This is a genomic window from Denitratimonas organivorans, from assembly GCF_037478135.1.
Classification (GTDB): Bacteria; Pseudomonadota; Gammaproteobacteria; order Xanthomonadales; family Xanthomonadaceae; genus Denitratimonas.
The window spans coordinates 153,112-179,469 of the sequence record NZ_JBBHDV010000006.1 but is presented as its reverse complement, the minus strand read 5'-3'; the positions used below and the strand labels follow the sequence as shown (position 1 = coordinate 179,469).

18 protein-coding genes are annotated in these 26,358 nt (G+C 65.7%); 11 read left to right on the top strand and 7 right to left on the bottom strand.

The window, feature by feature from the left end:
* Positions 1–9: 9 nt before the first annotated feature.
* Positions 10–855: an AAA family ATPase gene (locus WDB66_RS08450; RefSeq protein ID WP_339398109.1), complete on the bottom strand. Its 846-nt coding sequence runs from the start codon at positions 853–855 to the stop codon at positions 10–12.
* Positions 856–990: 135 nt separating this feature from the next.
* The gene (gene icd / locus WDB66_RS08445) at positions 991–2,319 is read right to left on the bottom strand and encodes an isocitrate dehydrogenase (NADP(+)) (RefSeq protein WP_339398108.1); all 1,329 of its coding nucleotides are present in this window, start codon (positions 2,317–2,319) and stop codon (positions 991–993) included.
* Positions 2,320–2,514: 195 nt separating this feature from the next.
* Here icd and WDB66_RS08440 point away from each other — a divergent pair, with 195 nt between their 5' ends.
* Entirely contained in the window at positions 2,515–5,940 is a 3,426-nt protein-coding gene (locus tag WDB66_RS08440) for an SNF2-related protein (RefSeq protein WP_339398107.1), read from the top strand.
* A 33-nt stretch (positions 5,941–5,973) separates the two neighbouring features.
* Here the strand turns inward: WDB66_RS08440 and WDB66_RS08435 are convergent, their stop codons facing one another.
* Together WDB66_RS08435 and WDB66_RS08430 are read right to left on the bottom strand one after the other, a co-directional pair.
* Entirely contained in the window at positions 5,974–6,831 is an 858-nt protein-coding gene (locus tag WDB66_RS08435) for a DUF4824 family protein (RefSeq protein WP_339398105.1), read from the bottom strand.
* A complete protein-coding gene (locus WDB66_RS08430; RefSeq protein ID WP_339398104.1) occupies positions 6,828–7,895 on the bottom strand; it encodes a DUF2157 domain-containing protein in 1,068 nt (355 codons plus the stop codon). The genes WDB66_RS08435 and WDB66_RS08430 overlap by 4 nt, the downstream gene beginning before the upstream one ends.
* A 199-nt stretch (positions 7,896–8,094) precedes the next feature.
* Here WDB66_RS08430 and WDB66_RS08425 point away from each other — a divergent pair, with 199 nt between their 5' ends.
* On the top strand, positions 8,095–9,729 hold the full coding sequence (locus tag WDB66_RS08425; protein ID WP_339398103.1) for an NAD+ synthase: 1,635 nt from the start codon (positions 8,095–8,097) through the stop codon (positions 9,727–9,729).
* A gap of 101 nt (positions 9,730–9,830) precedes the next feature.
* Here WDB66_RS08425 and WDB66_RS08420 read toward each other — a convergent pair whose 3' ends face one another.
* Positions 9,831–10,718 carry an outer membrane protein assembly factor BamD gene (locus tag WDB66_RS08420; protein ID WP_339398102.1) on the bottom strand — a complete coding sequence of 296 codons (888 nt, stop codon included), beginning with the start codon at positions 10,716–10,718 and terminating at the stop codon, positions 9,831–9,833.
* A 144-nt stretch (positions 10,719–10,862) separates the two neighbouring features.
* Here WDB66_RS08420 and rluD point away from each other — a divergent pair, with 144 nt between their 5' ends.
* The 3 genes from rluD to WDB66_RS08405 all read left to right on the top strand — a co-directional run bounded on the left by rluD (position 10,863) and on the right by WDB66_RS08405 (position 13,920).
* On the top strand, positions 10,863–11,846 hold the full coding sequence (gene rluD / locus WDB66_RS08415) for a 23S rRNA pseudouridine(1911/1915/1917) synthase RluD (RefSeq protein WP_339398101.1): 984 nt from the start codon (positions 10,863–10,865) through the stop codon (positions 11,844–11,846).
* A complete protein-coding gene (pgeF, locus tag WDB66_RS08410) occupies positions 11,836–12,588 on the top strand; it encodes a peptidoglycan editing factor PgeF (protein ID WP_339398100.1) in 753 nt (250 codons plus the stop codon). The genes rluD and pgeF overlap by 11 nt, the downstream gene beginning before the upstream one ends.
* Positions 12,589–12,921: 333 nt before the next feature.
* Complete coding sequence (locus WDB66_RS08405; protein WP_339398099.1) at positions 12,922–13,920, top strand: CPBP family intramembrane glutamic endopeptidase; 999 nt, start codon at positions 12,922–12,924, stop codon at positions 13,918–13,920.
* A gap of 154 nt (positions 13,921–14,074) precedes the next feature.
* On the opposite strand, the gene WDB66_RS08400 is transcribed toward WDB66_RS08405, so the two are convergent.
* Positions 14,075–15,253 carry a CsgG/HfaB family protein gene (locus tag WDB66_RS08400; protein WP_339398098.1) on the bottom strand — a complete coding sequence of 393 codons (1,179 nt, stop codon included), beginning with the start codon at positions 15,251–15,253 and terminating at the stop codon, positions 14,075–14,077.
* Positions 15,254–15,531: 278 nt separating this feature from the next.
* Between WDB66_RS08400 and clpB the strand changes: the two genes are divergently transcribed.
* From clpB to WDB66_RS08385, 3 genes are all read left to right on the top strand, one after another.
* Complete coding sequence (gene clpB / locus WDB66_RS08395) at positions 15,532–18,126, top strand: ATP-dependent chaperone ClpB (protein WP_339398097.1); 2,595 nt, start codon at positions 15,532–15,534, stop codon at positions 18,124–18,126.
* 303 nt (positions 18,127–18,429) lie between these two features.
* On the top strand, positions 18,430–18,663 hold the full coding sequence (locus WDB66_RS08390) for a ParD-like family protein (protein ID WP_339398096.1): 234 nt from the start codon (positions 18,430–18,432) through the stop codon (positions 18,661–18,663).
* Positions 18,660–18,941, top strand: a complete 282-nt coding sequence (locus tag WDB66_RS08385) for a type II toxin-antitoxin system RelE/ParE family toxin (RefSeq protein WP_339398095.1) — start codon at positions 18,660–18,662, stop codon at positions 18,939–18,941. The genes WDB66_RS08390 and WDB66_RS08385 overlap by 4 nt, the downstream gene beginning before the upstream one ends.
* 19 nt (positions 18,942–18,960) lie before the next feature.
* Here WDB66_RS08385 and WDB66_RS08380 read toward each other — a convergent pair whose 3' ends face one another.
* Positions 18,961–21,390: a tetratricopeptide repeat protein gene (locus WDB66_RS08380; RefSeq protein ID WP_339398094.1), complete on the bottom strand. Its 2,430-nt coding sequence runs from the start codon at positions 21,388–21,390 to the stop codon at positions 18,961–18,963.
* Positions 21,391–22,012: 622 nt separating this feature from the next.
* Between WDB66_RS08380 and WDB66_RS08375 the strand changes: the two genes are divergently transcribed.
* The 3 genes from WDB66_RS08375 (at position 22,013) to WDB66_RS08365 (ending at position 26,308) form a co-directional block, all read left to right on the top strand.
* A complete protein-coding gene (locus WDB66_RS08375) occupies positions 22,013–22,474 on the top strand; it encodes a hypothetical protein (protein WP_339398093.1) in 462 nt (153 codons plus the stop codon).
* 76 nt (positions 22,475–22,550) lie between these two features.
* The gene (locus tag WDB66_RS08370) at positions 22,551–24,908 is read left to right on the top strand and encodes a delta-60 repeat domain-containing protein (RefSeq protein WP_339398092.1); all 2,358 of its coding nucleotides are present in this window, start codon (positions 22,551–22,553) and stop codon (positions 24,906–24,908) included.
* A 200-nt stretch (positions 24,909–25,108) separates the two neighbouring features.
* On the top strand, positions 25,109–26,308 hold the full coding sequence (locus tag WDB66_RS08365; protein ID WP_339398091.1) for a M50 family metallopeptidase: 1,200 nt from the start codon (positions 25,109–25,111) through the stop codon (positions 26,306–26,308).
* Positions 26,309–26,358: the final 50 nt, after the last annotated feature.

Genomic DNA, 26,358 nt, shown 5'->3' with positions numbered 1-26,358 from the left:
GCAGCGGACTCAGCGTGCCTGCCGCCGGTGCATGAACGCCAAGCGCTCAAGCAGCTGCACATCCTGTTCGTTCTTGATCAGCGCGCCGTACAGCGGCGGGATCGCCTTGGCCGGGTCGGCGTTGTGCAGTGCTTCGGCGGGAATGCGGTCGGACAGCAGCAGCTTGAGCCAGTCGATCAGCTCGGAGGTGGAGGGTTTCTTCTTCAGGCCGGGCAGCTCGCGCAGCTGGAAGAACACGTCCAGCGCGCGCTGCACCAGGGTGTTTTCGATGCCGGGGTAATGCACCGCGATGATGCGTTCCAGCGTGGCGCGGTCCGGGAAGGCGATGTAGTGGAAGAAGCAGCGGCGCAGGAAGGCGTCCGGCAGCTCCTTCTCGTTGTTGGAGGTGATGACGATGATCGGGCGGTGCGTGGCGCGGATGGTGTCGCCGGTCTCGTGGACGTGGAACTCCATCCGGTCCAGTTCCTGCAGCAGATCGTTCGGGAACTCGATGTCGGCCTTGTCGATTTCATCGATCAAAAGCACCGCGCGCTGCTCGCTCTCGAACGCTTCCCAGACCTTGCCGCGCCGGAGGTAGTGGCGCACGTCCTGCACCCGTGGATCGCCCAGCTGCGAATCGCGCAGGCGGCTGACCGCATCGTATTCGTACAGCCCCTGCTGCGCCTTGGTGGTGGATTTGACATGCCAGGCGAACAGCGGCGCACCCAGCGAACGCGCCATCTCCTCGGCCAACAGGGTCTTGCCGGTGCCCGGCTCGCCCTTGATCAGCAGCGGGCGCTGCAAGGTGATGGCGGCGTTGACGGCCAGCATCAGGTCGTCGGTGGCGATGTAGCGTTCGGTGCTTTGGAATTTCATCGGAGCAGGTGCGCAGAAGTGGGGAGGCAAGGGTACCGTGGCGGTGGCTGTCCAGGTCTCCACGAAAAAGGCACCGCCTCACGACGGTGCCTTCTTGCGTTTGCCCATGCCGCTGACGGCGCAGGCGGTGGCGGATCACATGGCCTTGATCAGCTCATCGGCGAATTCCGAGCACTTCACTTCCTTGGCGCCTTCCATCAGGCGGGCGAAGTCGTAGGTGACGGTCTTGTTGCCGATGGCCACGTCCATCGCTTCGATGATGGCGTCGGCGGCTTCGTTCCAGCCCATGTAGCGCAGCATCATTTCACCGGACAGGATCACCGAGCCGGGGTTGACCTTGTCCTGGCCGGCGTACTTGGGCGCGGTGCCGTGGGTGGCTTCGAACACAGCGTGGCCGGTGACGTAGTTGATGTTGGCACCCGGCGCGATGCCGATGCCGCCGACCTGCGCGGCCAGCGCATCGGAGAGGTAGTCGCCGTTGAGGTTGAGTGTGGCGGAAACGTCGTACTCGGCCGGACGCAGCAGGATCTGCTGGAGGAAGGCATCGGCGATGGCGTCCTTGATGATCAGGCCGGCGCCGGGCTTGCCGTCCGGGATGATGTGCCAGGGACCGCCATCCAGTTCCACCGCGCCGAAGTGCTCGCGCGCCACCTTGTAGCCCCAGTCGGCGAAGGCGCCTTCGGTGAACTTCATGATGTTGCCCTTGTGCACCAGGGTCACCGACTTGCGCTTGTTGGCGATGGCGTACTCGATGGCGCTGCGCACCAAGCGCTCGGTGCCCAGGAAGGAGACCGGCTTGATGCCGATGCCGACCTGCACCGGAAGCTCGCGTGCCGGGGCGCCGACGGTTTCCAGCGCGGCCTGCCAGCCGGCGTTCTTTTCGGCCGAACCGAAGCGGATCTTGCCGTAGGCCTGCGGGAATTCGCGTTCGAGGAAGTCCAGCACCTTCTGTGCGTCGGCGCTGCCGGCGGACCATTCGATGCCGGCGTAGATGTCTTCACAGTTCTCGCGGAAGATCACCATGTCCACCAGTTCCGGGCGCTTGACCGGGCTGGGCACGCCCTTGAACCAGCGCACCGGGCGCAGGCAGACGTAAAGGTCGAGCATCTGCCGCAGCGCGACGTTGAGCGAGCGGATGCCGCCGCCGATCGGCGTGGTCAGCGGGCCCTTGATGCTGACCAGATAGTCGCGGCAGGCCTGTACGGTGGCATCCGGCAGCCAGGTGCCGAACTGGTTGTTGGCCTTTTCGCCGGCGAAGATTTCCATCCAGTGGATCTTGCGCTTGCCGCCGTAGGCCTTCTCGACCGCGGCGTCGAGCACGCGCACGCTGGCGCGCCAGATGTCCGGGCCGGTGCCGTCGCCTTCGATGAAGGGGATGATCGGGTTGTCCGGCACGTTCAGGGTGCCGTTGCTGATGGTGATCTTTTCGCCGCCGGCGGGCGGGGTCAGGACGGGGTCGGCCATGGATTCCTCCAGAAGTGCCGCGACCGGCTGCCGGTCGCTCGGTGGGGTGAACAGTCGCGTATTGTCCTAGGTTTCGGGGCGCAGCGCCAAACCGGTGAAAGCCGTGGCGACAATCCCGCGCCGGGCAGGGCTGGCCGTGGGCGAACGCTTCCCGCACAATTCCCCGTTGGTCTTGGCATTGGCGGGAGTTGTCTGGTGGATCTGGAGCAGGTGCGCGAATACCTGGCGGGCATCGACTGGACCCGCCAGTTCGACCCGGCCACGCTGCGGCGAGCCAATGGCTACCTGAAGGACAACCACCTGGAAAGCCTGCGCTACGAGCCCGAGCGGCGTGGCGGCGGGCGTTTGCGGGCGCTGGTGCGCGGCAGCGGCGAGGCGATCTACGAGCCGTGGATCCAGTTCCGCCCCGACGGCAAGAAAGACGTGGTGGTGTCCGGTTCCTGCGATTGCCCGGTCAACGGCCCCTGCAAGCACCAGGCGCTGGTGCTGCTGTACGTGCAGATGTTCCCGCCCTCCACCTGGCCGAAGGATGTGCCGCCACCAGCACCGGCGCCGATGCCGCCGACCTCGCCGGTGGAGCATCTGGATGCGCTGCCGGCCTGGCTGCGCACCGCGATGGAAGGGCAGGCCGGCCAGGTGCCGCAACGCTCCTCGCAGGACTGGGACCGGTGGTTGTCGCAGCTTTCGCGCGTGGCCGCAGGCGAGGCCAGCGACACCCGCGCCGACGCCGAGCGCAGCTTCGGCCTGATCCTGCGGCAGTTGGATGATCACCTGGCGGTACAGCCGGCCTTTCTTCGGCCCGGGCGCGGCCGCAATGCCGGACTGGTGGATCCGCAGCCATTGCGGCTGGAAGACGGCGGCCCGGTGCCGGAACCGGAAGGCGGCTGGAACGGGGAGGATCTGGTGGCGCTGGCGACCTTGCTGGAAGCCGCCGGGCCGGGCAGCCGGCGCAATGATCCGGTGTTGCTGGAGTCGGCCCATGCCGAGGCCGCGCTGGCGGATCTGATGACGCGCCACCCGCTGTACTGGGAGCGGGGCAGCGTGCCGCTGGAGATCGGCCCGGATGTGCCGCTGCAACTGGAATGGCACGATCGCCCGGATGGCAGCCAGCAGCTGGCGGTGGGCATGGAAGATGCCGCCGACACCCTGCTGCTGCGCGCGCACGGCATGTGGTACGTGCAGCCGGAAGCGCGTCGCGTCGGCCGCGTGAGCGGGGATGCGCAGTTGCTGGAACTGGTCGACAGCGCCCCGAACCTGCAACCGGAAGACGTCGCCGAACTCCAGCAGCGCCTGGCCGGGGTGAAGGGTCTGCCACTGGCGATGCCGCGTCCGCGCCGGCTGCGTGAGCTCAGGACCACGCCGGTGCCGGTGCTGGTGATGGGCGTGGCCCACATCGATCTGCACGCGCGCAATCCGCAGCGCATGCCGCTGCGGCTGGGCTGCGCGCAGTTGCATTTCGATTACCAGTCGCATCGCGTCGCGCCGTATTCGGGCGATGCGCGGGTGCGCGTCGGGCAGGGCGAGGAGGTGGTCGAGATTGTTCGCGATGTCGCGGCCGAGCAGCGTGCCGAGGCGGCGCTGACGCAAGCCGGCCTGGTCGATGCCACGCTGTGGGGCTACGACATGGCGCTGCGGCACGAACAATTCTCTTTGAACCAGTACCTGCTGCAACCGGACCGCCGCCGCCAGCCGCTGGCACCCGACGCCTGGGCCGAGACGCTGGATGAACTGGCCGGAGCCGGTTTCCGGATCGAATACAGCCGCGAATTCCCTCGTGATGACGTGGTGGAAATCGATGACTGGCATGCCGAACTGGACGAGTTCGGCAATGCCTGGTTCGATGTTTCGCTCGGCATCGACGTGGAAGGCGAACGCATCGATCTGCTGCCGATCCTGCGCCGGGTACTGGCCGATCCGGCCTTCCCGATGGCGCCGCTGCCGGACGAGGCCGAGGACGCTGGCTGGAAAGTGCGGCTGGATGAAAACCGCAGTGTGCGCCTGCCGATGAAACGCCTGCGCGCGATGCTTGAACCGCTGCTGGAATGGTTGCAGGAAAGCGATGACGGCCTGCGCCTGCACCGCACCCAGGCCGAGGCCCTGCGTCGCGTGGGCGAGGATGCCGGCCTGCCGTGGCGCGGCGGCGAACGCCTGCGTGCACGGCTGGAGGAGCTGCGCGCCAACCGGGCACCGGTGCAGGCGCCGGAAGGTTTTCGCGCCGAACTGCGTCCCTACCAGCGCGACGGACTGGCGTGGCTGAACTTTCTGTCCGATGCTGGGCTGGGCGGCGTGCTGGCCGATGACATGGGCCTGGGCAAGACGGTGCAGGTGCTGGCCCATCTGGTGTCGGAAAAGGCACGCGGAAAGCTGGATGAGCCGGCCCTGGTGGTGGCGCCCACCAGTCTGGTCGGCAATTGGCGCGACGAGGCCAAACGCTTCGCGCCGGACCTGGAGGTGCTGGTGCTGCATGGCGCCGACCGCGCCGCGCACTACGATTCGATCAGTGATGCCGACCTGGTCATCACCACCTACCCGTTGCTGCCGCGCGACCGTGACGATCTGTGCCGGCAGCGTTTCTCGCTGCTGATCATGGACGAGGCGCAGGCGATCAAGAACGCCCGCAGCCAGGCCGCGCAGGTGGTGCGCGAAATTCCCGCACAGCGGCGTCTGGCGATGACCGGCACGCCGCTGGAAAACCATCTGGGCGAGCTGTGGGCGCAATTCGATGCGGTCGAACCGGGCCTGCTCGGCAGCGAATCCAGCTTCACCCGCAACTACCGCACCCCAATTGAAAAGCACGGCGACACCGAGCGGCAGGAGCGCCTCAGCCGGCGCGTGGGCGCGCTGCTGCTGCGCCGCCGCAAGGAGGATGTGCTGACCGAACTGCCGCCCAAGACCGAGATCGTGCATTCGCTGGAACTGCTCGGCGCGCAGCGCCAGTTGTACGAAACCCTGCGTCTGGCGCAACACGAACGGGTGCGCGAATCGATCCAGCAACGTGGCCTCGGGCAATCGGGCATCGTCGTCATCGATGCACTGCTGAAGCTGCGCCAGGCCTGTTGCGATCCGCGTCTGGTCAAGCTGGAGAGTGCGCGCAAGGTCAAGGACTCGGCCAAGCTCGATGCCCTGCTGGAGCTGATTGACGGCCTGCGCGAAGAAGGCCGGCGGATGCTGGTGTTTTCCCAGTTCACCCAGATGCTGGCGCTGATCGTGCAGGCGCTGGACAAGCGCAAGATCAAATATCTGAGCCTGACCGGCGACACGCCTTCCACTGCCCGTGCCGATCTGGTGCGCGAGTTCCAGGACGGCGACGTGCCGGTGTTCCTGATCAGCCTGAAGGCCGGCGGCGTCGGCCTCAACCTGACCGCCGCCGACGCGGTGATCCATTACGACCCGTGGTGGAACCCGGCAGTGGAATCACAGGCCACCGACCGCGCCCACCGCATGGGCCAGGACAAGCCGGTGTTCGTCTACAAGCTGATCTGCGCCGGCACTGTCGAGGAAAAGATCCAGGCGATGCAGGAACGCAAGGCGGAACTGGCGCGCGCCGTGCTCGAAGGCGGCAGTACCGCCGCGCTGCGCTTCGACGAAGCCGATCTGGCTGAACTGTTCGCACCACTCTGACGGGGCTCGCGGCAGAGCGCGCCCGAAACGCGGTCAACGCGGATCGACGGCTTCCACCCAAGGCTGGTGGCGTCGCCCGTGCACCAGTTCCACCTGGTAGCGACGATCCGGCTCGACGGCCGGATGCGTGGCGTGCGTGCCGATCACCGGATGGAAGCGCGCCGGCACATGGATGCGGTCGATATCGATGCTGCGGATGATGCCGCTGTAGAACGGTGGTGCCGATTCCGGCTCGCGCATCACGGTCACCGCGACCACGCCGCTTGCGATCAGATATCGGCGAGGGTCCGGGTAGCGGATGCGCAGCGACTTGGGATCGGTGCCGGCATCGATGACGAACAGGCGGCTGCGCGTGTCGCGTTCGTCCAGCCAGTTGTGCTGCGCGGCCCGGAGGCGCTGGGCCAGCTCTTCGCGATAGGGACCACCGGCTGCGCCCGGCCCGCTTTCAAGCGCCTGATAGCTGTGCTGTGCACGCTCGAGTGCGGCCGCATGTGCCGCTCCATCGAATTCAAGCACCAGCCATGCCTGCCGTTGTGCCGTCTGGTGGCGCCACAGCTGCCAATCCGTGGGCGGAACATCGCCGAGGTCGAAACCCAGTTCGCGCAGACGGGCCGCATCCAGCCAGCGGGCTTGGCGCTGGTAGGGCAGGGCGTGGCTGCCGCCGCTGCTCTGATGCGCGGCGACGCGCCAGTTCAACTGCAGGGCCAGCGCGCTCTTTTCCCGCTCCAGCCCCCACTGGTAGGGCACGTGCAGTTCGCGTTCGGTCAGCCGCAGCCGGCTGTCTTCGGCGCTGCGGTTCCAGCCAACGCCGGCCAGGATGAGAGCATTCACCGCCAGGATCAGCGCGGCGCCGAGCCACAGCAGTCGGCGGGCTGCCGTCGACAGTTTCATGTGCGCTCCTCCCGGCTCTGGCCTGCGGCCCGACGCAAACGCCCGAACACGAACAGCAACAGCACCGCCGTCAGCGCCAGCAGCGCGAAGAACAGGTACTTGGGCACCGCATCCCACCACCAGTCGAAGAAACGCGTGTAAAGGAAGATCGCGAAGAAGGTGACCCCGGTGTTGACCACCTCGCCCCAGCCGCGACGGATACCGAGCCAAATCGCCGCAGCACTGAACAGGAAGCCGGCGACCTGGTAAACATGCTGGATCACCCGGGTCGAGCCGGACAGATAACTGCCCCAGGCCCAGTTGGCCAGCAACAGCATCGGCAGCATCAGGCACAGCAGGCCGGACACGCGCCAGGTCTGGGCGAAACCGGCGTGGCGGCTCTGATCGATGAACTGCGGTAGGCAGAACAACACGACCGCGGCCGGAAAGAAGTTCTCCGGCCGTTCACCGAATCCCAGCCAGTACATGCCGCCGAAGGTGCCGGTACGCGCCGCGATATACGCGGCAATGCACGCGATGCCGGCCACCAGCAACAGCCGCAGATCGCAGCTGTAGGCCAGCAGCAGGGCCAGTGCCGCCCACGGCAGCAGGGCCGTGTCCGAGGGCGCGAGGTTGAACAGCGTGCCGAGCAGGCTGATGTTGATCACGAAGCAGGCAAAAGCGACCAGCGCCGCCAGCTTGGTGAAGTAGCCGCTGGCATCGTGCTCGCGGATGAGCACACAGGCCAGCAGCGAACCCAGCGAGGCCGCCAGCAGCACGCCAACCTGCCAAGGCGTGGCCAGCAAGCCCCAGAATCGGTGGAACAGGAAATACACCGCCGCTGCCAACGCCACCGCGCCGAGGAAGGACACGATCCGCATGCCGAGCGAGAGGTGACGCGCGCCGGCGTCGTAGTCGATGTTGAATTGCCGTGCCAGCGTCGCCAGCAGCTGGCGATGGTGCACCGCGACCGCTTCGCGCCATGCTGGATCGGGCGCGGGCACGCCTTCGTCGGCCAGGCGGCGCAGTTCCTGATCGAAGCCGACGATCGCATCGGCACGCTGTTGTGCGCTGCTCCTGTTCATGCGGGAACTGTCTGCGGCCCGGGTTTCCATGTCGCGAGTATGCACGAGTGCCGGATTCATGCCGCATCGGACCAGCGCATCGCGCGAAGACCGCGAGCACGGGTTTTCAGGTCAGCGTGTTTGCACGCGCTTATCGTGATCGGTGTCCAATCGCTATGCTGTAGCGCCCGGCACTGTGCCGGCAGATCGAGTTGCCCCCATGTCCCGCTCCCTGCGCATCGCGCTTGCCCAGTTCGATTTCCCGGTTGGTGCGATCGCGGCCAATGCTGCGCGTATCGGCCGGATGATCGCGCAGGCGCGTGACGAATATTCCGCCGATGTGGTGCTGTTCCCCGAGCTGGCGCTGTGCGGTTATCCGCCTGAAGACCTGCTGCTGCGTCCGGCCTTTGTCGCGCAATGTGCACAGGCGATGCAGGCGCTGGCGCGGGAAGTGCACGGCATCGTGGCGCTGGTGGGCTGGCCAGAGCAGGATGGCGATGCGCTGTTCAACGCGGTCGCGGTGCTGCGTGATGGAAAGATCGAGGCCAGCGTGCGCAAGCGCGAACTGCCCAATTACGCGGTGTTCGACGAACGCCGCCACTTCAGCACCGATCCCGATCCGGCTGCCGGTGTATTCGAGGTCAGCGGCGTGCCGCTGGGCGTGCTGGTATGCGAAGACCTGTGGTATCCCGCGCCGCTGGCCGCCGCCGCGCAGCAGGGTGCGGCGCTGGTGCTGGTGGCCAACGCTTCGCCGTTCGAGCACGACAAACCGGCGCGACGCGATGCACTGCTGGCGCAGCGGACCGCGGAGAGCGGCGTGGCGCTGGCCTATCTGAATCTGGTCGGCGGGCAGGACGAACTGGTATTCGATGGGGGCTCGCTGCTGGCCGATGCCGATGGCCGGGTGCATCCGCCCGCCCGCGCCTTCGAGGAACACTGGCTGCTGGCCGATTTCGATGCCGCCACACGTCGCTTCACACCGGTGGCATGGCCGTCCGAATCCGACCGCAGCCGCGCGGCCCTGAGTTGGCGCGCGCTGGTGCGCGGCACTGCCGACTATGTGCGCAAGAACGGTTTTTCCCGCGTATTGCTGGGTTTGTCCGGCGGGGTGGATTCGGCCATGGTGCTGGCGATCGCGGTCGATGCGCTGGGAGCGGAAAATGTCACGGCGGTACGGCTGCCGTCGCGCTACACCAGTGGCCTGTCCAACGACCTGGCGGCCGAACAGGCCAGTGCGCTTGGCGTCAGCCTGCACACTCTGGCGATCGAGGCGCCCTTCGCCGCCTATCTGGACACCCTGGCGCCGCTGTTTGCCGGGCACGCGCCGGATGTCACCGAGGAGAACCTGCAAAGCCGCTGCCGCGGGGCGCTGATGATGGCGCTGGCCAACAAGTTCGGCGGGCTGCTGCTGACCACCGGCAACAAGAGCGAATACGCGGTCGGCTACGCGACGATCTACGGCGACATGTGCGGCGGCTACGCACCGATCAAGGATGTCTACAAGTCGGATGTGTTCGCGCTGTGCCGTTGGCGCAACACGCAGGGCGACGGCGAGCGGATTCCCGAAGCGGTGATCGCGCGCGCGCCCAGCGCGGAACTGCGTGAAGGCCAGACCGACCAGGATTCACTGCCACCCTACGAGGTGCTGGATGCGCTGCTGGAACGCCATATCGAAGGCGGCGCCGACGCGCAGGAACTGATCGATGCCGGTTTCGATGCCGCCATCGTGCAGCGCGTGCTGCGGCTGGTGCGGCTGGGCGAATGGAAGCGCCGCCAGGGGGCGCCGGGTCCCAAGGTCAGCCGCCTGGCGTTCGGGCGTGAGCGGCGCTATCCGATCACCTCGGGCTGGAGCTGAGAGCGCCCATCCCGGCCGACCGGGTGGATCAGTCACCGGCCAGCACCAAACCGGGCAATAGCAACAGCGCGGCGATACGTCCGATCAGGCCCGCCATCGTGTCAGCCGTGGCGTTCCAGTGCCGGCAGTGCGGCATCGGCGCGCAGGTCGTCGGCGTGGTAACTGCGCTTGTCCGAGCCGAAGGGCGAGAGCTTGCGCCACCAGGCGCGTTCGGCCGGCCAGTCGCCGCGCAGGTAGGGATGGTCGGGGTAGTTCAGTTCCAGTACCCGGCGTGCGTCCACCGCCAATGTGTCCTGGCCCAGACGCTGATAGGCCTCGCTCATCACCGCCAGCGCATCGCTGGTGTAGATGCTCTGCGGATAGTGTTCGATCACGTGCTTGCTGCGGTTGGCGGCGGCCACCCAGGCGCGACGTTCCAGATAGAACACCGCCACGTTCATGTCATGGCGCGCCATCTGGTTGCGCAGATGCACCATCTTGGCGCGCGCATCAGCGGCGTAGCGGCTGTTGGGGTAGCGCTGGATCAGATCACCGAAGTCATTGAACGACTGCTGCAGCGAAACCTGCTCGCGCTGCGCTGGGTCCAGCCCGGCAAAGCGGATCAGCGCGCCGTCGTTGCGGTTGAAGTTCACCAGACCACGCAGGTAGTACATGTAGTCGATGTGCGGATGCGCCGGATAGGTGCGGATGAAACGATTGATCGCGGAGGTGGCGTCCTCGGGCTTGTTGCCCTTGTAGTAGGCGTAGGCCAGTTCAATCTGCGCCTGTTCGGTGTAGGGGCCGTAGGGGAAACGCGCGATCAGACGCTGGTAGTAGCGCTGCGCACGGGCCGCGTTGCCGACCTCCAGTGAACCCTTGGCCTCGGCGTACAGGCCTTCCACGGGCAACGTTTCGAGTGGGTCCTGCCGGTTGAAACGGCCGCAGGATGCCAGCAGCAGGGCGAGCGTGAGGAAGATGGCGAGGCGGGCAATGCCGGTAATTCGGGTCATCGAAGGCTCTGTGATGCCGCGATCAACGCGGAGCGGCGCATAATAGCTGAAAGCAGGGAATCGGCCATTAAGAAGCCGTGAAGCCGCCGGCCGCGTGCCGTGGGTTCAGATTCCCGCCCGCCCCGGATTGCTGTGAACCACTTCATGAACACACCTGATGAGCCCGACATCGCGGCACGCCGCGCCCAGATCCCGCTGGAAGCCGCCGGGCGCCGCATCGACCAGGTCCTGGCCGAACTGTTTCCCGAGTTCTCGCGCTCGCGCCTGACAGCCTGGATCAAGGCCGGTGAGGTCCGGGTGGATGGCCGCACCCCGCGCCCGCGTGATGCAGTGCGCGGCGGCGAAACAGTGGACATCCACGCCACACTGGAAACGCCAGCGGCGATGGTGGCGGAACCGATCGCACTGTCGCTGCTGTACGAGGACGAGCACCTGCTGGTGCTGAACAAGCCGGCCGGGCTGGTGGTGCATCCGGGCGCCGGCAACCACCAAGGCACGCTGGTCAACGCCTTGCTGCACCACGATGCGGCACTGGCATCGCTGCCGCGCGCCGGCATCGTGCACCGGCTGGACAAGGACACCTCCGGTGCGCTGATCGTGGCGCGCACGCCGCAAGCGCAGGCCGCGTTGACGGAACAACTCGCGGAGCGCCGCATCCATCGCCAGTACGAGGCCATCGTCAACGGCGCGATCATCGCCGGCAACAGCATCGACGCACCGCTGGACCGGCACCCGGTCGACCGTCTACGCCGTGCCGTGGTCGAGGATGGCAAGCCGGCCGTCACGCATTACCGCGTGCGCGAGCGTTACCGCATCCACACCCGTATCGAGTGTGTACTGGAAACCGGCCGCACCCACCAGATCCGCGTGCACATGGCGCACATCCGTCATCCACTGCTCGGCGATCCGCTCTACGGTGGATCGTTGCGGCTGCCGAAGGCGGCCAGCGAGGAACTGATCACCACGCTGCGCGGTTTCCGGCGCCAGGCGCTGCATGCGGAAAAGCTGGCACTGGAGCATCCGGTCACGGGCGAGCCGCTGGACATCACCGCACCGGCACCGCCCGATCTGCTGGCCCTGGCGGCTGCATTGCGTGCCGACATGGCCGAACACCAGGATGACCACTGAACACCTGATCCAGCCGGACTGGCCGGCCCCGCAGAATCTGCGCGCGGCAGTCACGACCCGGTTGCTGCCCGGTGCGTCGCAGCCGCCATTCGATGCCTTCAACCTGGGTGCGCACTGCGGCGATGCTGCCGACGCGGTGGCCGCCAACCGCCAGCGACTGATCGAACTGGCGGCGCTTCCCCATCCGCCGCACTGGCTTTCACAGGTGCATGGCACTGGCGTGCATCGTGTGCTCTCACGCGAACCTGTCTCCATGCCGCGACAGGCCGATGCCGCCGTCACCGATGTTCCCGGCGCGGTGCTGGCGATCCTCACAGCCGATTGCCTGCCGGTATTGTTCGCCACGAAAAATGGCAGTGAAATCGCCGCCGCACACGCCGGCTGGCGCGGATTGGCCGCGGGCGTGCTCGAAGCCACTGTCGCAGCCATGCGCAGCGCACCGGAAAACATCCTGGCCTGGCTCGGCCCGGCTGCCGGACCAGCCCATTATGAAATCGGCGAGGAAGTGCGTGCCGTCTTCGTCGACCCCGATCCCGCTGCGGCAACCTGCTTTGTTGCCATCCGGCCCGGACACTGGCTGGTCGATCTTTACGCCCTGGCACGCCGCCGCCTGGCCGCCGCAGGCGTAACCGCCGTATCCGGCGGCGACCTGTGCACGATATCCGACCCGCAGCGCTTCTATTCCTGGCGCCGCGATGGGCGCACCGGGCGTATGGCGTCGCTGGTGTGGCTCGCGCGTTGAATTTTGTGTCTGAATTCCAATTCTCTCGCCACCGATTGGGTTGGGCGTCCTGAGGCAGAAAATCAAGGCAGCCCCCGGGCGCGCCATGCTCAGGCAGAACACGTTCCGCAGGGGTCCGGATCAACTCCGTCTTCGGTCATGCGTCCACCTTTCGTTGTCGGGGTTCATTGAAAGGACCGGGCGGTTCGTGAGGAGTTGGTGGCTTCGGCCGGACGCGTTCAGGGTAAGGTGCTCTGTTGACGCTTGGTCCAGCCATCCCGACGCCGGGGGGACTCTGGCAAAACGCACTCCAGTCCGGGGAGAGGTCCCGCGAGGCTGGCCCGGGGAGGATTCATGCAACCAAACAGCTTGCCGATGGGTACGAGCCGCACCAGGTTCCTGCTGCTGACTTTTGCTTTGCCTGCGGTGCTGGGCTATTTCATCGTGATTCTGGGGGTGTTGGCCGATGCGACCGGGCCCCGGGAATTCACTTATCAGACCTTGCATCATGTTGAAGGTGGGCAGGAGGACTTCGAGCGTCTCAAGACCCAGGTCGCAGTGCTGGATGTGGGCGATCCGCGCATACAGAAAATATCACTGCATGCGCATGATCAGGTGGAGGAAAGGTGTGAGGGCCGCGTTTCCAGGCTGGAGGTGATCTTCCACGCCCAAGTTTGGGATGTGAGTATTCAGGAGCCCCATGCAGCGCTGCTCCAGCAAGCTTACGCGTTGGGGTTGGGGTCTCCATGCAGCGGCTTGCGATTCACCATGAAATCCGCGGGAGGCGCAACAGATCAGGGTTGGCTGATGCCGCTTTTCCTGGTTCCGTTGGCTGCCCTGATCCTGTTGTTCAATGGGCTTTCACGGCGCGGCTGGCGCCCTCTTTGGCTTAACTGGGCCGATTGGCAGCCCAGCGTGGGTCGGGTAGTAGCGTTACGGCTGGGCGCGGGTTATGGAGTGGTGGCCCTGCTGGTCGTGATTGCGCTGGGTGCGCTGGCTGATCTTGCCGAGTGGCTGCCAGAGCGGTCGGACATGCTTCCCACGCTGGAACATTGGCCCTGGCTGATAGTTGCCAGTCTCATTGCGCCCGTCTTCGAGGAATTCATTTACCGGGCGTGGTTGCTGGAAAGGCTCACACGGGTGATGCGTGAATCCACGGCGCTGCTGCTGAGTACAGCGTCTTTCGCTGCCATCCACCTGCCTTCGTCGATATTCGAGTGGTTGAACTTCTTCCTGGTGGGGTTGGTGCTGGGCCTGCTCTGGCTGCGTACCCGTTCCTTGCTGGCGGTTGTCCTGGCACACGGGCTCTACAACGGAATGCTGCTGATACTGCAGATCCTGCTATCCAGCTGAGTGTCATGGCAATCAAGCCAGTGGTGCTTGCAGGTACGAGCTTGCCGCCTGATCGCACACTTGCCGTCTGATCGCGCAGACGGGTGTTTCTGTCAGCGCTATGAAAAAGCCGCCGGTTTCCCGGCGGCTTTTTTGTTTCGAGTGTGGGGCTGGATCAGCGGCGGCTGTTGCGGCGCTTGCCGGGCTTTTTGGTCAGCGCCGGGTCGAGGCCGGCGTAGACCAGTTGGGAAGGTGCCCGGTGCGAGCGCACGATGTCGCCGGTCTTGGGCAGCTTGCCGCCGGTCAGGCGGGCGATCGAGAAGCGGTCCTGCACCGAGGTGACTTCCACCGAGCCGATTTCGGTTTCCTGGCTGCCCAGGCTGATGCCGGTTTCCGGATCGATCAGGGCCTCGCCCTTGGCCATCAGCGACAGACGATCACCGACCTGCACCGCGCCGGCGCCCAGGTTGAGGTAGATGCCGTTGCCATCGGCCTTGACCACCGAGCCGCTGGCCGGGCGTGCGCCGATCTGCGCGATCAGGTCGTAGACGCCTTCGTTGATCGCGGCGGTGACAGCCTGACCGATCGGGGTCTTGGAGTACTGGTTCATGAAGCCGCCCATGGCGTTGCTGCTGCCAAAGCGCGCCGCGCCGAAGCCGATGCCCGAGTCCTTGATTTCCCGATCCACCTGGTTGGTGAAGATCACCTCGCTGGTGGTGGCGTCGATCAGGCGGAAGTTCATGCCGATCATCGAGGTCTTGCTGCCGACATGCACATTGCCCAGCAGGCCGCCGAGGCGGGTGCCGGAGGCCAGTGCGCCGACGTTGACGTTGTTGCCGGCCACGCCCGGCTCGTAGCTGGTGATGACCACTTCGATCAGGTATTCGGCGCCGAGCACGCTACCGATCTGCGCCGCCGAGGGCTGCGCGACGCGGCCGGAGGCGCCGAAATCCTGTTCCTGCAGCACATTGCCGATGGCCTGGCGCTCTACCATGCGGAAGCGGCCGGTCTGGTGCATCACGTCGGTGATCATGGCCTCGATGCCGTTCACCGGCACCGACTGGTAGGCGAACGAAATGTCGGAGGAATAGCCGCTGCTGTTGCTCATGCTGTAGCTGCGCATGCTGGAGCGGTTGTCGACCTTGCTGACCGCCACGCGGGTCTTCGGGCCCTGGTAATCGGACCAGTTCACATCGACCAGATACAGCGTGTTGACCTCGGACAGATCACTGGGTGAAGGCAGTGGAATCGACTGGCCGTTGGCCTGGGCGTAGGCGACATATTCGGCGGCGTGGGCGCCCAGTGGCATCAGGGCGGCCAAGGCGGTGGTGGCGAGGATGTGCTTGAGGTTCATGCTGTACCTATATGCGTTGGAGCGGATGCGGACTGGATACGCGGGACATGCTATCGGCGGCACAAGGCCACCAGAAAGGCCGGAGTCGATGTGTGGATACGGGAAGCGGCGATGTTTTCGGTCCTTGGTCGCCGGATTTGTTCAGCTGCCGTCAATGGTAGGGATTTCCCGTGTCGCTTGCATGCGCCCGGACGCGCTTGAATCCTCCTCGGCCGCCCCGCACCTTGTGGACATCGCGGCTCTTTGCCGCCCCGCAAAGTTTGATACGGAACATCACGATGAGAATGGACAAGCTCACCTCGCGCTTCCAGCAGGCGCTCAGCGATGCGCAGTCGCTGGCCGTCGGGCGCGACAACAATATGCTCGAACCGGTGCACGTGCTGACCGCCCTGCTGGACCAGTCCGGCGGTTCCACCCAGCCGCTGCTGGCGCAGGCAGGTGTCAATGTCGGTGCCTTGCGCACGCGCCTGGGACATGCGCTGGAGGCGTTGCCGCAGGTGCGCGGGCAGGAAGGCAACATCAACATCTCCGCCGACCTCAACCGCGTACTCAACCTCACCGACAAGCTGGCGCAGCAGCGCGGCGATGCCTTCATCGCCAGCGAGCTGTTCGTGCTGGCGGCACTGGAGGACAAGGGCGCCGCCGGCGATGCGCTGAAGGCCGCCGGCGCGGATAAAACCCGCATCGAGGCCGCGATCGAGAAGATCCGGGGTGGCGAATCGGTGCAGTCGGAAAGCGCCGAGGAAACTCGCCAGGCGCTGGAGAAATACACCATCGACCTGACCGCGCGCGCCGAGTCCGGCAAGCTCGATCCGGTCATCGGCCGTGACGAGGAAATCCGCCGCGTGGTGCAGGTGCTGCAACGGCGTACCAAGAACAATCCGGTGCTGATCGGCGAGCCGGGTGTCGGCAAGACCGCGATCGTCGAAGGCCTGGCACAACGCATCGTGCACGGCGAGGTGCCCGAAGGTCTGCGCGACAAGCGTGTGCTGAGCCTGGACATGGGTGCGCTGATCGCCGGCGCCAAGTTCCGTGGCGAGTTCGAGGAACGCCTCAAGGCCGTGCTCAACGACCTGGCCAAGAACGAAGGCCAGATCATCCTGTTCATCGACGAACTGCACACCATGGTCGGCGCCGGCAAGGCCGAGGGCGCGATGGACGCGGGCAATATGCTCAAGCCGGCACTGGCGCGCGGCGAGCTGCACTGCGTCGGCGCCACCACGCTGGACGAATACCGCAAGTACATCGAGAAGGACGCCGCGCTGGAGCGGCGCTTCCAGAAGGTGTTCGTGGGCGAGCCCAGCGTCGAGGACACCATCGCGATCCTGCGCGGGCTGAAGGAAAAATACGCCGTGCACCACGGTGTGGAAATCACCGATCCGGCGGTGGTGGCGGCAGCCACGCTGTCGCACCGCTACATCGCCGACCGCCAGCTGCCGGACAAGGCCATCGACCTGATGGACGAAGCCGCCAGCCGCATCCGCATGGAGATCGACTCCAAGCCGGAGGAGCTGGACCGGCGCGAGCGCCGCCTGATCCAGTTCAAGATCGAGCGCGAGGCGCTGAAGAAGGAAAAAGACAGCGAGTCCAGACAACGCCTGGCTGATCTTGAAGCCGAGATCGAAGCGCTGGAGCGCGAGTACTCGGATCTGGAGGAAGTCTGGAAGTCCGAGAAGGCCGCCGTGGCCGGCACCAAGAGCATCAAGGAAGAGATCGACCAGGCCCGCATCGCGCTGGATGCCGCGATGCGCCAGGGCGACTACGCGCGGGTGTCGGAAATCCAGTACGGCCAGATTCCGCAGCTGGAAAAGCAGTTGCAGGCCGCCGCTGCGGTCGAGCAGGAAGGCGAAGGGCGCGGTTTCAAACTGCTGCAGGACAAGGTCACCGCCGAGGAAATCGCGCAGGTGGTCAGCCGCTGGACCGGCGTCCCGGTCAACAAGATGCTCGAAGGCGAGCGCGACAAGCTGCTGCGTATGGAGCAGGAATTGCACACCCGCGTCGTCGGTCAGGACGAAGCGGTGGCCGCGGTATCCGATTCGGTGCGGCGCGCGCGCGCCGGGCTTTCCGATCCGAACCGCCCGTCCGGTTCCTTCCTGTTTCTCGGTCCGACCGGTGTCGGCAAGACCGAGCTGTGCAAGGCGCTGGCCGGATTCCTGTTCGATTCGGACGAGGCCATGATCCGCATCGACATGAGCGAGTTCATGGAGAAGCATTCGGTCAGCCGCCTGATCGGCGCGCCGCCGGGCTATGTCGGCTACGACGAAGGCGGCTATCTGACCGAGGCCGTGCGCCGCCGCCCCTACAGCGTGATCTTGCTGGATGAGGTGGAAAAGGCGCATCCGGACGTGTTCAACGTGCTGTTGCAGGTGCTCGACGATGGCCGCCTGACCGATGGCCAAGGTCGCACCGTGGACTTCCGCAACACCGTGATCGTGCTGACCAGCAATCTGGGTTCGAACCTGATCCAGGACATGCCCGGCGACACCGAAGAGGAATACATCCAGATGAAGGCCGCGGTGATGGGCGTGGTGCAGGGCGCGTTCCGCCCCGAGTTCATCAACCGGCTCGATGAAATCGTCGTGTTCCGCCCGCTCGACAAGGCCCAGATCCGGCAGATCGCGCGTATCCAGATCACCCATCTGGAGAAGCGTCTGGCCGAGCGCCAGTTGAAGCTGGACATCTCCGAGGCCGCGCTTGATCTGCTCGGCAATATCGGTTTCGATCCGGTCTATGGTGCCCGTCCGCTCAAGCGCGCGATCCAGCAGCAACTGGAAAACCCGCTGGCGCGGCAGATCCTGGAAGGCAAGTTCAGCAGCGGCGACAGCATCCGGGTGGAGGCCGAAGGCGGGCATCTGGTGTTTGCCAAGATGTGACGGCTTTCCCTCGCCAGTGGTGGGGATCGTCTGAAACGTTCCAGCGAGTCCTTGATGCCCGCATCAAGGGCTCGCACCACGCACGCCCCCATGCAGAGCGCAGCTCGTCCGACAGCACAGCAAGCAGCGCTCTGGAGGCCGTGACCGAATGCAGGGAAGCTGGCTGAGGCGCGCGGCTGATCAGCTTTCTCGATCACCCATCCGAACCAATCCCGCCTCTCTACCGCGCAGGGACTGTCTTCAGAGACGCTCTACCACATTTGTAGTAAATTGAAGTTCCCCATCGAATGCACGCCGACCAGCATGTCCACTTCAACTTCCATCCGGATCGACCAGACACTCTACGATCAGGCACGCAATGAGGCGGCCATCGAGCATCGCACCATCGCCGGTCAGGTTGAGTACTGGGCCAAGGTAGGGCGTGCGGCGCTGGACAACCCGGATTTGCCGGTGAGCTTCATCGTCCAGTCGCTGGCGTCGCTGGCGGAGCCGCGCGACGAGGCCACCGTATTCGTGCCGCGTTCGCCCCGCGCATGAGCTACGGCCTGCGGCAAACACGACGCTTCGCCCGCGTCTACAAAAAGCTGCACGACAACGTCGCGGCAGATGTGGACGACGCTGCCGAGGCGGTGGCGGCCGAGCCGATGCTGGGTGAGCGCAACAACGGCGATCTTGCGACGCTTCGCGTCTACACATTCCATAGCCACGGGCAGTTGTACCTGCTTGGATATACCGTCGATGAAGCCGTCCATCTGGTGTATCTGGAAGCAATTGGCCCGCATGAAAACTTCTACCGCGACCTCAAACGTTCGTAGCGGTGTTTTTTGACTGCCTTTATCTGATCGCAGTTTTTTCGGACCCTGGAAGCTGACTGGCGGCCAGTTCCGCCGCCAACGGGTTGCTGGTGGCGCCGGAGAGTTGGCGCAGGGTGTTGGCCAGGTGCTGTGCTGCGGCGGTGTCGCCACGGGCACGGGCCAGGCGCAGACGTTGCAGTTGGGCGGGCACGAAACCGGGGTTCCAGTTCTCGATCCGGGCCAGCAGCAGCTCGGCGCCGTCGTGGTCGCCGGTATCGGTCAGGGCTTGTGCCAGCCGGGTCTGGACCCGGGCCCGCTGGCGCGGTTCGTCAATGCCATCCAGTGTGCGCAGGGCGTCACGCCAATGTCCGATGGCGGTTTCCGCATTGCCGGCCTGCCAGTGCAGTTCAGCCAGCGTGGCGTCGGCGAGTGCGGCGAGCACGGGATTGTCGTTGTCGGCCAGTAATTCCGGAATCTGCGCAATCAGCAGGTCCACCGGTTCACCCTGCACGGCGGCGACCTGGCGCGCCAGCAGGCCGTGCTGGATCTGGGCCGGCTGCGTGGCGCTGGCGACCGGCAGGCCTTGCAGGGTTGCGTCGGCTTGCCCGGGGTGGCCGGCCTCCAGTTTCGCCTGCACTTCCAGCAGGCCGGCGCGGACTTCGTACGGGTTGCGGCCCAGTTCGCGGTAGCGTTCGCGCGCGGCCGCCGCCAGTTCCATTGCGGCGGCCAGATCCAGTTCGTCCAGACGCAGCCGCGCCAGTGCCAGGTCGACGCCGGCCTGGCCGCCCGGGTCGGCGTTGGCATCGGCCAGTTGCCCGGCTTCGGTCAGGGTTTCCCGGGCCTGTTGGAAATGTCCCAGATCGTGTTCCAGCTCGGCCTGGTTGGTCAGGCTCAGCACCAGCATCGAACCCACGCCCAGACGCCGCTGCAACGCCACCGCACGCACCTGGTGGCGCCAGGCGTCGGTGGTGCGGCCACGGCGTTTGGCCAGGATCGAGGTGTTGGTATAGACCGCCGCCTCGCCGACCAGGTCGTGGGCGCGGCGGAAGCGGATCAGGGCCTGGCCGTACAGTTCGTCGGCCAGGTCCAGCTCGCCGCGGTTTTCGGCCAGGATGCCGAGATTGCCCAGTGCCGACGCCATGCCGTGGTTGTGGCCGATCTCCTCGTAGATGGCCACCGCTTCGTGAAAGCGGGATTCGGCCTGCTCCATGTCGCCGGCACGCCAGTCCATGATGCCCAGGCTGGTGATGGCGTGGGCGGCCAGCCGGGGATCGGTGGCAGCGGCCTGCGTGCGGATGTCCTGGAGCAGTTGCCGGGCCTGTTCGGGCTGGTTCATGCCCAGCTGCGCCTGGGCCAGTTCGTAGCGTGCCCACAGCAGGTTCGGGTCCTGGCTCAGGGCCGATTCGAACAGTGCTCCGGCGGCGCCGGCATCGCCCGCAAGCAAGGCGTGCAGGCCGCGTGCCATGGCCTCGTTGGCGAAGTCGTCGTGCGACATCACGCTGGGCGAGAGCTGGTCGCGCCAGCGGGTGCCGAGGGTGCGGCTCAGTTGCCGACCCATGCCGGTGACCATCGCGACCATGCTGCCCGGTTCGGGTGCCAGCTCGGTGCGGCGCCCTTCGCGGTCGATCAGCACCGCATGGGTTGTCCACTGGTCGCCTTGCTGCTGGATGCTGGTACGCAGCAGGTACTGCACGCCCATCGCGTCTTGCAGCAGCTGCATGATGCGTGCGTCGTCATCGTCGGCCACGCCGTGTGCGGCCAGCAGGCGCTTGACCCGTTCGGCCGGAATCACGTCCAGCGTGCCGGGGCTGTTCAGGGCGCGCGCCATCAGGTTGCGGGCGCCGATGTATTCGTCCTCGACCGCCTGTGCACTGGGCAGCACTGCGATGACCGGCCCCGTGTCATCACCGCCGACGCTGCGCGCGTACAACCACAGGATCAACAGCGCCAGTGCCGGCAGCGCCACGGTGGCCAGAACCCGGCGTGGCCAGCGGTTGTCGCGTGCGCGGACGGTTGCGGCCGGTGCCGGCTGTGTGGCGGATGTTTCGCGCTGGCCGTCATCGCTGCCTTGCGTTGCATCCATCACGCTTGACGCAGGTTCGCCAGCCGCGTTTTCAACAGTGTTGACCTGCGCCACGAAGCGATAGCCGTAACCGTGCACGGTGGCGATCACGGCCTGTTGCTGGCCATCGTCGCCGACCGCGCGGCGCGCCTTCATGATGGCCTGGGAAAACACCGAATCGCTGACCACCAGCCCCGGCCAGGCGGCGGCCTGGAGTTCGTCCTTGGACAGTGCCCGGTCCGGCTGCGTCGCCATGAAGACCAGCAGGTCGAAGATCTTGGGTTCGATGGGAACGATCTGTCCGGCACGGCGCAGTTCCCGCCGCTGGCGGTCCAGTTCGCAGTCGTGGAAGGCCAACACGCTGTCGCTGCTGCGGTCGGCCTCGGAGGCTGGGGGGGGGATCGTCATGGCATCGGCTCGGCGGCGGCATCCTCGGCATGGAGGGGTTGGCATCACCGGTCCCGCCGGCGATGCGTCCATTCAGAGCAGTGCGGACGCAGGGCAAGGGCCCTGGCCCCGGTGCGTGCAGCGCAGGCAGCTCCCGTCCGGCCGTCGCGTCGCACTGATCCGATGGTATCGGCATGGGTGCCGGCAGGCCAGCAGGGCAGCCCGGGTGTGCGCCGGCGGTGCCGGGTTTTCCACGCCAGCGACCGGGCGCCGGGCCTGAAAACCCACTGCAAAAGGAAACCATCAGCAAACCCTCACGTTCCGGAAAGGCTTTGGTGAGGACTGCCGTGCCCGCCGGGAACAGTCTGTAACGGTTCGTCACATCCGCATCAGGGGCGCTTGGTGCAGGCCGGCGGGTGGATGTGGCGACGGATCCGGAAAGTCACCCTGGAGGCGGGAGAACGTGAAGATGAACAGTCGTGGAGATATGGGAACCGGCCTGCGTGCCGGCTGGTGCAGGTGGGCCCATCGCATGTCGGGGATGGTGGTGGCGGGTCTGTTGGTGCTTCCGGCCATGGCACCGGCCTCGGGTGGGACGAGTGCAGCGGGTATCGCGGGCCAATGCACCAGTCTGCCGGAGACCGTGACGCCGAAGGGTGGCGAGGTCGTTCTGCAGATATGTGACGGTGATGGCCAGGTGACGAGCGCCGGCACGCCGTTCGCGCAGGCGTTGACGGTGCGTCTGGAGGCGTGGCCGTCAGGGCCTGCGGCGGGAGCCAAGGGAGGCGCGGTGCTGCCCTTTGTCGAGATCGATTTCGAAGTGATCCCGGCCGCCAATGGTGCCGGCGCTACCCCGGCGCAGGCGACGGTCGTCACCGATCAGGATGGCATTGCCTCGCTGGTGCTGACCGCCAACGCGATTCCGGGGCAATTCCAGGTGCAGGCCCAGGCACAGGGCAAGGGCCTGTCCGGCGCCACTGCGCTGTTCAACCTTTCCAGCGTCGCCGGGGGTGCGGTGCCGGTGGTGCACACCGTGCCGAGCGCATCGGCTCCGGTGCTGGTGGTGCTGGGGCTGGCGGTGTTGCTGGCGGCACGGCGACGCTGAGATGCGCACGGCCCTTCCGGATAGAACCCGATCGAGCAACCGGTGCCAGACGAAAACCGGTTCCAAGGAGGACATCATGTTTTCACGTTTATTCGCAAGTTTTGCTGCGGCCCTGATGGCCGGCGTCATGCTGGTGGCCGCCGGCCCGCTTCATGCGCAGTCGCCGGCGCCCTATCCCAAACCGGATCTGGATATCCGCCTCGCAGGCGAGGCCTACGCGAGTGTCTTGATGGCCGATGGCAGCATCGTGATCGGTGGCGTGTTCAGCCAAGTCAACGGTATTCCACGAAACAATATTGTCCGCATGTTGCCGAACGGGCAGATGGACATGACATGGGATCCGGATATAGGTGGCGCGGTTTATGCGCTGGCGGTGGACTCCAGCGGACGCGTCTATGTCGGAGGAAGGTTCAGCAGCGTGAGGGGCGAGAGCAGAAAAAATCTGGTGCGCCTGTTCGGTGTCGGTCCAGGCGTTGTCGATGCCACCTGGTTGCCTGAGCCGGACGCGGCGGTGCATGCGCTCTTGGTAAGCGACAGCGATACGCCAATGATCATCGCCGGTGGCCGGTTCCTTAATATCGGTGGCGCCAGTCGCCAACGGTTGGCGATGTTGAGTCCTCAGAACGGGCAGGCATTGGCCAGCTGGAATGTGCCAGTCAATGGTGACGTTCATGCGCTCGCCTTCGGTGTACAGCAGGGCTTTCTGCATGTCGGTGGTCGCTTTACCACTATCGGTGGTATTGCCCGCAATCGACTGGCCCGTCTGTTCACTGCGACTGGCGAGGTGGTGGCCAATTGGGATGCGCAGATCGATACCAGCGGCATGTACCCGGAAAGCGCTCCAGGGGTGTATGCCCTGGCGCTGCAGGGCGGATATCTGGTGGTGGGTGGTTCATTCAGGAAGGTGGCCGGTCTGAACCGGTTCGGTCTGGCCCGCATCTATGCGAACAGTACCGTTATGTCCGTTGATGCCAACTGGGCACCCAACCTGAACTACGGTGGTGCGGATGTCGACGTCCAGATTGACGCGATCGCGGTGAGCAGTACCGGCACGGTGTATGTCGGGGGACAGTTCAGTCATGCAGGGTTTTATCCCGACCGTCTGGAGCGCAACGGTCTGGTGCGGATTCCGGCAGGCAGCAGCACCGGCGCTGGTGACCCGGACTGGAATCCCCAACTCGATCGACAAACCCGCACCTTGCAAGTGGCACCCGGTACCGAGATCGTGTACGCCGGCGGTGCTTTCCGCCATGCGCTGGCACTGGATCGTGTCGGTTGGGTCGCATTGGCCTCCAACGGTGCGGCGCTGAGCCGAACCGCGAATCTGGCCGGGCATAATGGCTTGGTCTGGAGTATGGCCAGGCAGCCCGACGGCGGGCTGATCGTGGGTGGTTATTTCCATATGGTTGATGGCAACCAGGTACGCCAATACATCCTGCGTGTGCGGCCGGATGGCACCCTCGATCCGGATTGGCGCCCGCGCTTCAATGACACGGTTGAAACGATCGCCATCGGTGGCGACGGGCGCATCTATGTTGGTGGATCGTTCAGTTCCGTCAACGGGCAGAATCGCTACCGTCTGGCCAAGCTTTGGCCAGATGGATCGCCGGATGCCTCCTGGGTGCCAAGGCCAGTAGACAGCAACGCTTCTATCCAGGCGCTGGCGCTGACCCCGGATGGCAAGATCTACGTGGGGGGGCACTTCAGCGGAATCCGACACGGATCGGACGCGTCGGTGCCGCGCGGTAATCTTGCCCGCTTGTTTACCAGCGACGAGGGAGCCGTGGACAGCACCTGGAATGTTCCGGTAACCCGGAACACGGGGGCTGCCAGCGTTCGCTCGCTGCAACTGTCGCCGGACGGAGGTGCCCTGTATATCGGCGGCCACTTCGATTCCGTCGGCGGTCTACTCCGGGGCAACATTGCCAAGCTGAGTTCTGGCGGGTCGATAGATCATGACTGGGCGCTTCCCACCGACGGGATTGTGGAAGTACTGCACTATGGCGCCGACGGTTGGCTCTATGTCGGAGGATCCTTCACCCAGGTTGGTGGTTACCCACACCACAGGCTGGCCCGGGTTTCACCCACGGGTAATGGCTTGGCTGACGCGGCCTGGAACCCCAGCCCTAATGAAACGCCGTTAGACATCGTGATCGGAGCGGACGCAGCGTATGTCTGTGGCTTCTTCACCCAGATCGGCGGCCAAACCCGGATGGGGCTGGCGAAGGTCAGTCTCACCGGCAGCGGGCAGGTCGATCCCGCATGGAATCCCGTGCAAGATGAAGGTTTTTGTCTGGCGGCTCTACCCGATGGCAGCAATGGGGTTTATGTCGGCGGGATATTGGAGCTCGCCGGTGCCCAGCCGTGGCGGGCGTTGGCACGTTTGCCGGGCACGGGCAGTGATGTGATCTTCGCCAACGGCTTCGAGCCCTGAGTTCCGGCCCGGCATCCCCGGCTGCGAGGCCAGCCGGGGATGAATTCAGCGCGGGAAAGCACGCGGGGAAAAACAGGGCGTCATGCGTTGTGGGTCGGCGGACCGGTTTCGTGAAGACGCCGGCTGCACCACAATGGATGCTCCCGGTTTTCGATCAGGTGTGAAGTGCCACTGGCCGCTGCACAACCCTGCCACCCACGATGAACGGACAGGTCCAGGATTCCGATGCCAGCACTGCGGCCGAAGCGGAGCGCGGCGCATTGTGGCCACCGCCGGAACCCGCACCGCTGCCGCTGTCCAAGGGTGGATGGAAGCCGCGCCTGCGCAGTGCGTTGGTGTTCTGCGGGTGGTTGGCGCTGGGGGCTGCGTTCGGTTACGCGGCGACGGCGCTGTCATGGGAGATCAGCGGCATGCAGTGGCTGGTCGGAACGCTGGCCTTCATTTTCGCCGGATGGTTGAACCTGATCCTGCATGAAGCCGGGCACGCACTGGCCGGGATCGCGTTCGGGCAGCGTGCCTATGCTTTCGGCATCGGGTCTTGGCGGCTGGAGCGCGGGCAGGCCGGTTGGCATGTGCGCAAGGGTGGTGCGATCAGCGGTGTCGGTGGGTTTGCGGCATTGGCGCCGCGTGCAGGCCGGGCCGGGTCACGCCGGGATATGGTGGCGTTCCTGCTGGGCGGCCCCTTCGCGAACCTGCTGACCGGCGCGGCGGGTCTGGCGCTGTTGCACTGCTGGCAGCCGCCTGCGCTGTTGGCGGCGGCGCTGGTCGGCGCGGTACTGTCGGCGTTGCTGCTGGGGGTGGTCAATCTGCTGCCGTTCCGCAGCAAGGGCTGGTATTCGGACGGCCTCAATCTGCTGCACCTGTTGCGCAACAATGCATCGGCGCGCGCCCGGATACAGGCGACCCAATTGCTGGGCCTGAGTCTGGCCGGCGTGCGTCCGCGTGATTGGCCGCCGCAGCTTCTGCCCGATACCGATACCGAGGACGGCGACCCGGCGCTGGTGTCCGGATTACTGGCGCTGCATCTGGTCTGCGCAATTGATCAGGATGAGCGCGAAGCGGCTGATCTGCTGGCACAGCGCCTGGCACCGATGCTCTACGACGTGCCGGAGGCCATGCGCGCCGCGCTGGCGGTGAATATCGCGTTCCATATCGCGTGTTTCCGGCCCGATGCGAAATTGCTGGCGGCATGGTTGCCGCATTGTGAAGGTGGCCTGCTGGATGTTTCCGCCCAGCGCGAACTGCTCCAGGCCGAACACCGGCTGCTGCTCGGTGATGATGCAGCAGCGGCCGAACATCTGGCGCGGGCCAGCGACAGCATGCATCGGGTGCAGGATGCCGGTTCGGCGCAGATGCTGGCAGATCGCATCCAGGTGCTTCGGGCACGGCTGGCAGGTTGAATGGTGCGGGCGGCAGCTGCCGGACCGCTGCGGGGTATGCTGCCAGGCTT

Excerpts from the sequence above, each read along its gene's own strand:
- WDB66_RS08370 (WP_339398092.1), top strand. The coding sequence starts at position 22,551 with ATGTTTTCACGTTTATTCGCAAGTTTTGCTGCGGCCCTGATGGCCGGC.
- rluD (WP_339398101.1), top strand. The coding sequence starts at position 10,863 with ATGAACACACCTGATGAGCCCGACATCGCGGCACGCCGCGCCCAGATC.
- WDB66_RS08385 (WP_339398095.1), top strand. The coding sequence starts at position 18,660 with ATGAGCTACGGCCTGCGGCAAACACGACGCTTCGCCCGCGTCTACAAA.
- clpB (WP_339398097.1), top strand. The coding sequence starts at position 15,532 with ATGAGAATGGACAAGCTCACCTCGCGCTTCCAGCAGGCGCTCAGCGAT.
- WDB66_RS08400 (WP_339398098.1), bottom strand. The coding sequence starts at position 15,253 with ATGAACCTCAAGCACATCCTCGCCACCACCGCCTTGGCCGCCCTGATG.
- WDB66_RS08380 (WP_339398094.1), bottom strand. The coding sequence starts at position 21,390 with ATGACGATCCCCCCCCCAGCCTCCGAGGCCGACCGCAGCAGCGACAGC.
- WDB66_RS08365 (WP_339398091.1), top strand. The coding sequence starts at position 25,109 with ATGAACGGACAGGTCCAGGATTCCGATGCCAGCACTGCGGCCGAAGCG.
- icd (WP_339398108.1), bottom strand. The coding sequence starts at position 2,319 with ATGGCCGACCCCGTCCTGACCCCGCCCGCCGGCGGCGAAAAGATCACC.
- WDB66_RS08450 (WP_339398109.1), bottom strand. The coding sequence starts at position 855 with ATGAAATTCCAAAGCACCGAACGCTACATCGCCACCGACGACCTGATG.
- WDB66_RS08390 (WP_339398096.1), top strand. The coding sequence starts at position 18,430 with ATGTCCACTTCAACTTCCATCCGGATCGACCAGACACTCTACGATCAG.
- WDB66_RS08430 (WP_339398104.1), bottom strand. The coding sequence starts at position 7,895 with ATGAACAGGAGCAGCGCACAACAGCGTGCCGATGCGATCGTCGGCTTC.
- WDB66_RS08425 (WP_339398103.1), top strand. The coding sequence starts at position 8,095 with ATGTCCCGCTCCCTGCGCATCGCGCTTGCCCAGTTCGATTTCCCGGTT.
- WDB66_RS08420 (WP_339398102.1), bottom strand. The coding sequence starts at position 10,718 with ATGACCCGAATTACCGGCATTGCCCGCCTCGCCATCTTCCTCACGCTC.
- pgeF (WP_339398100.1), top strand. The coding sequence starts at position 11,836 with ATGACCACTGAACACCTGATCCAGCCGGACTGGCCGGCCCCGCAGAAT.
- WDB66_RS08435 (WP_339398105.1), bottom strand. The coding sequence starts at position 6,831 with ATGAAACTGTCGACGGCAGCCCGCCGACTGCTGTGGCTCGGCGCCGCG.
- WDB66_RS08405 (WP_339398099.1), top strand. The coding sequence starts at position 12,922 with ATGCAACCAAACAGCTTGCCGATGGGTACGAGCCGCACCAGGTTCCTG.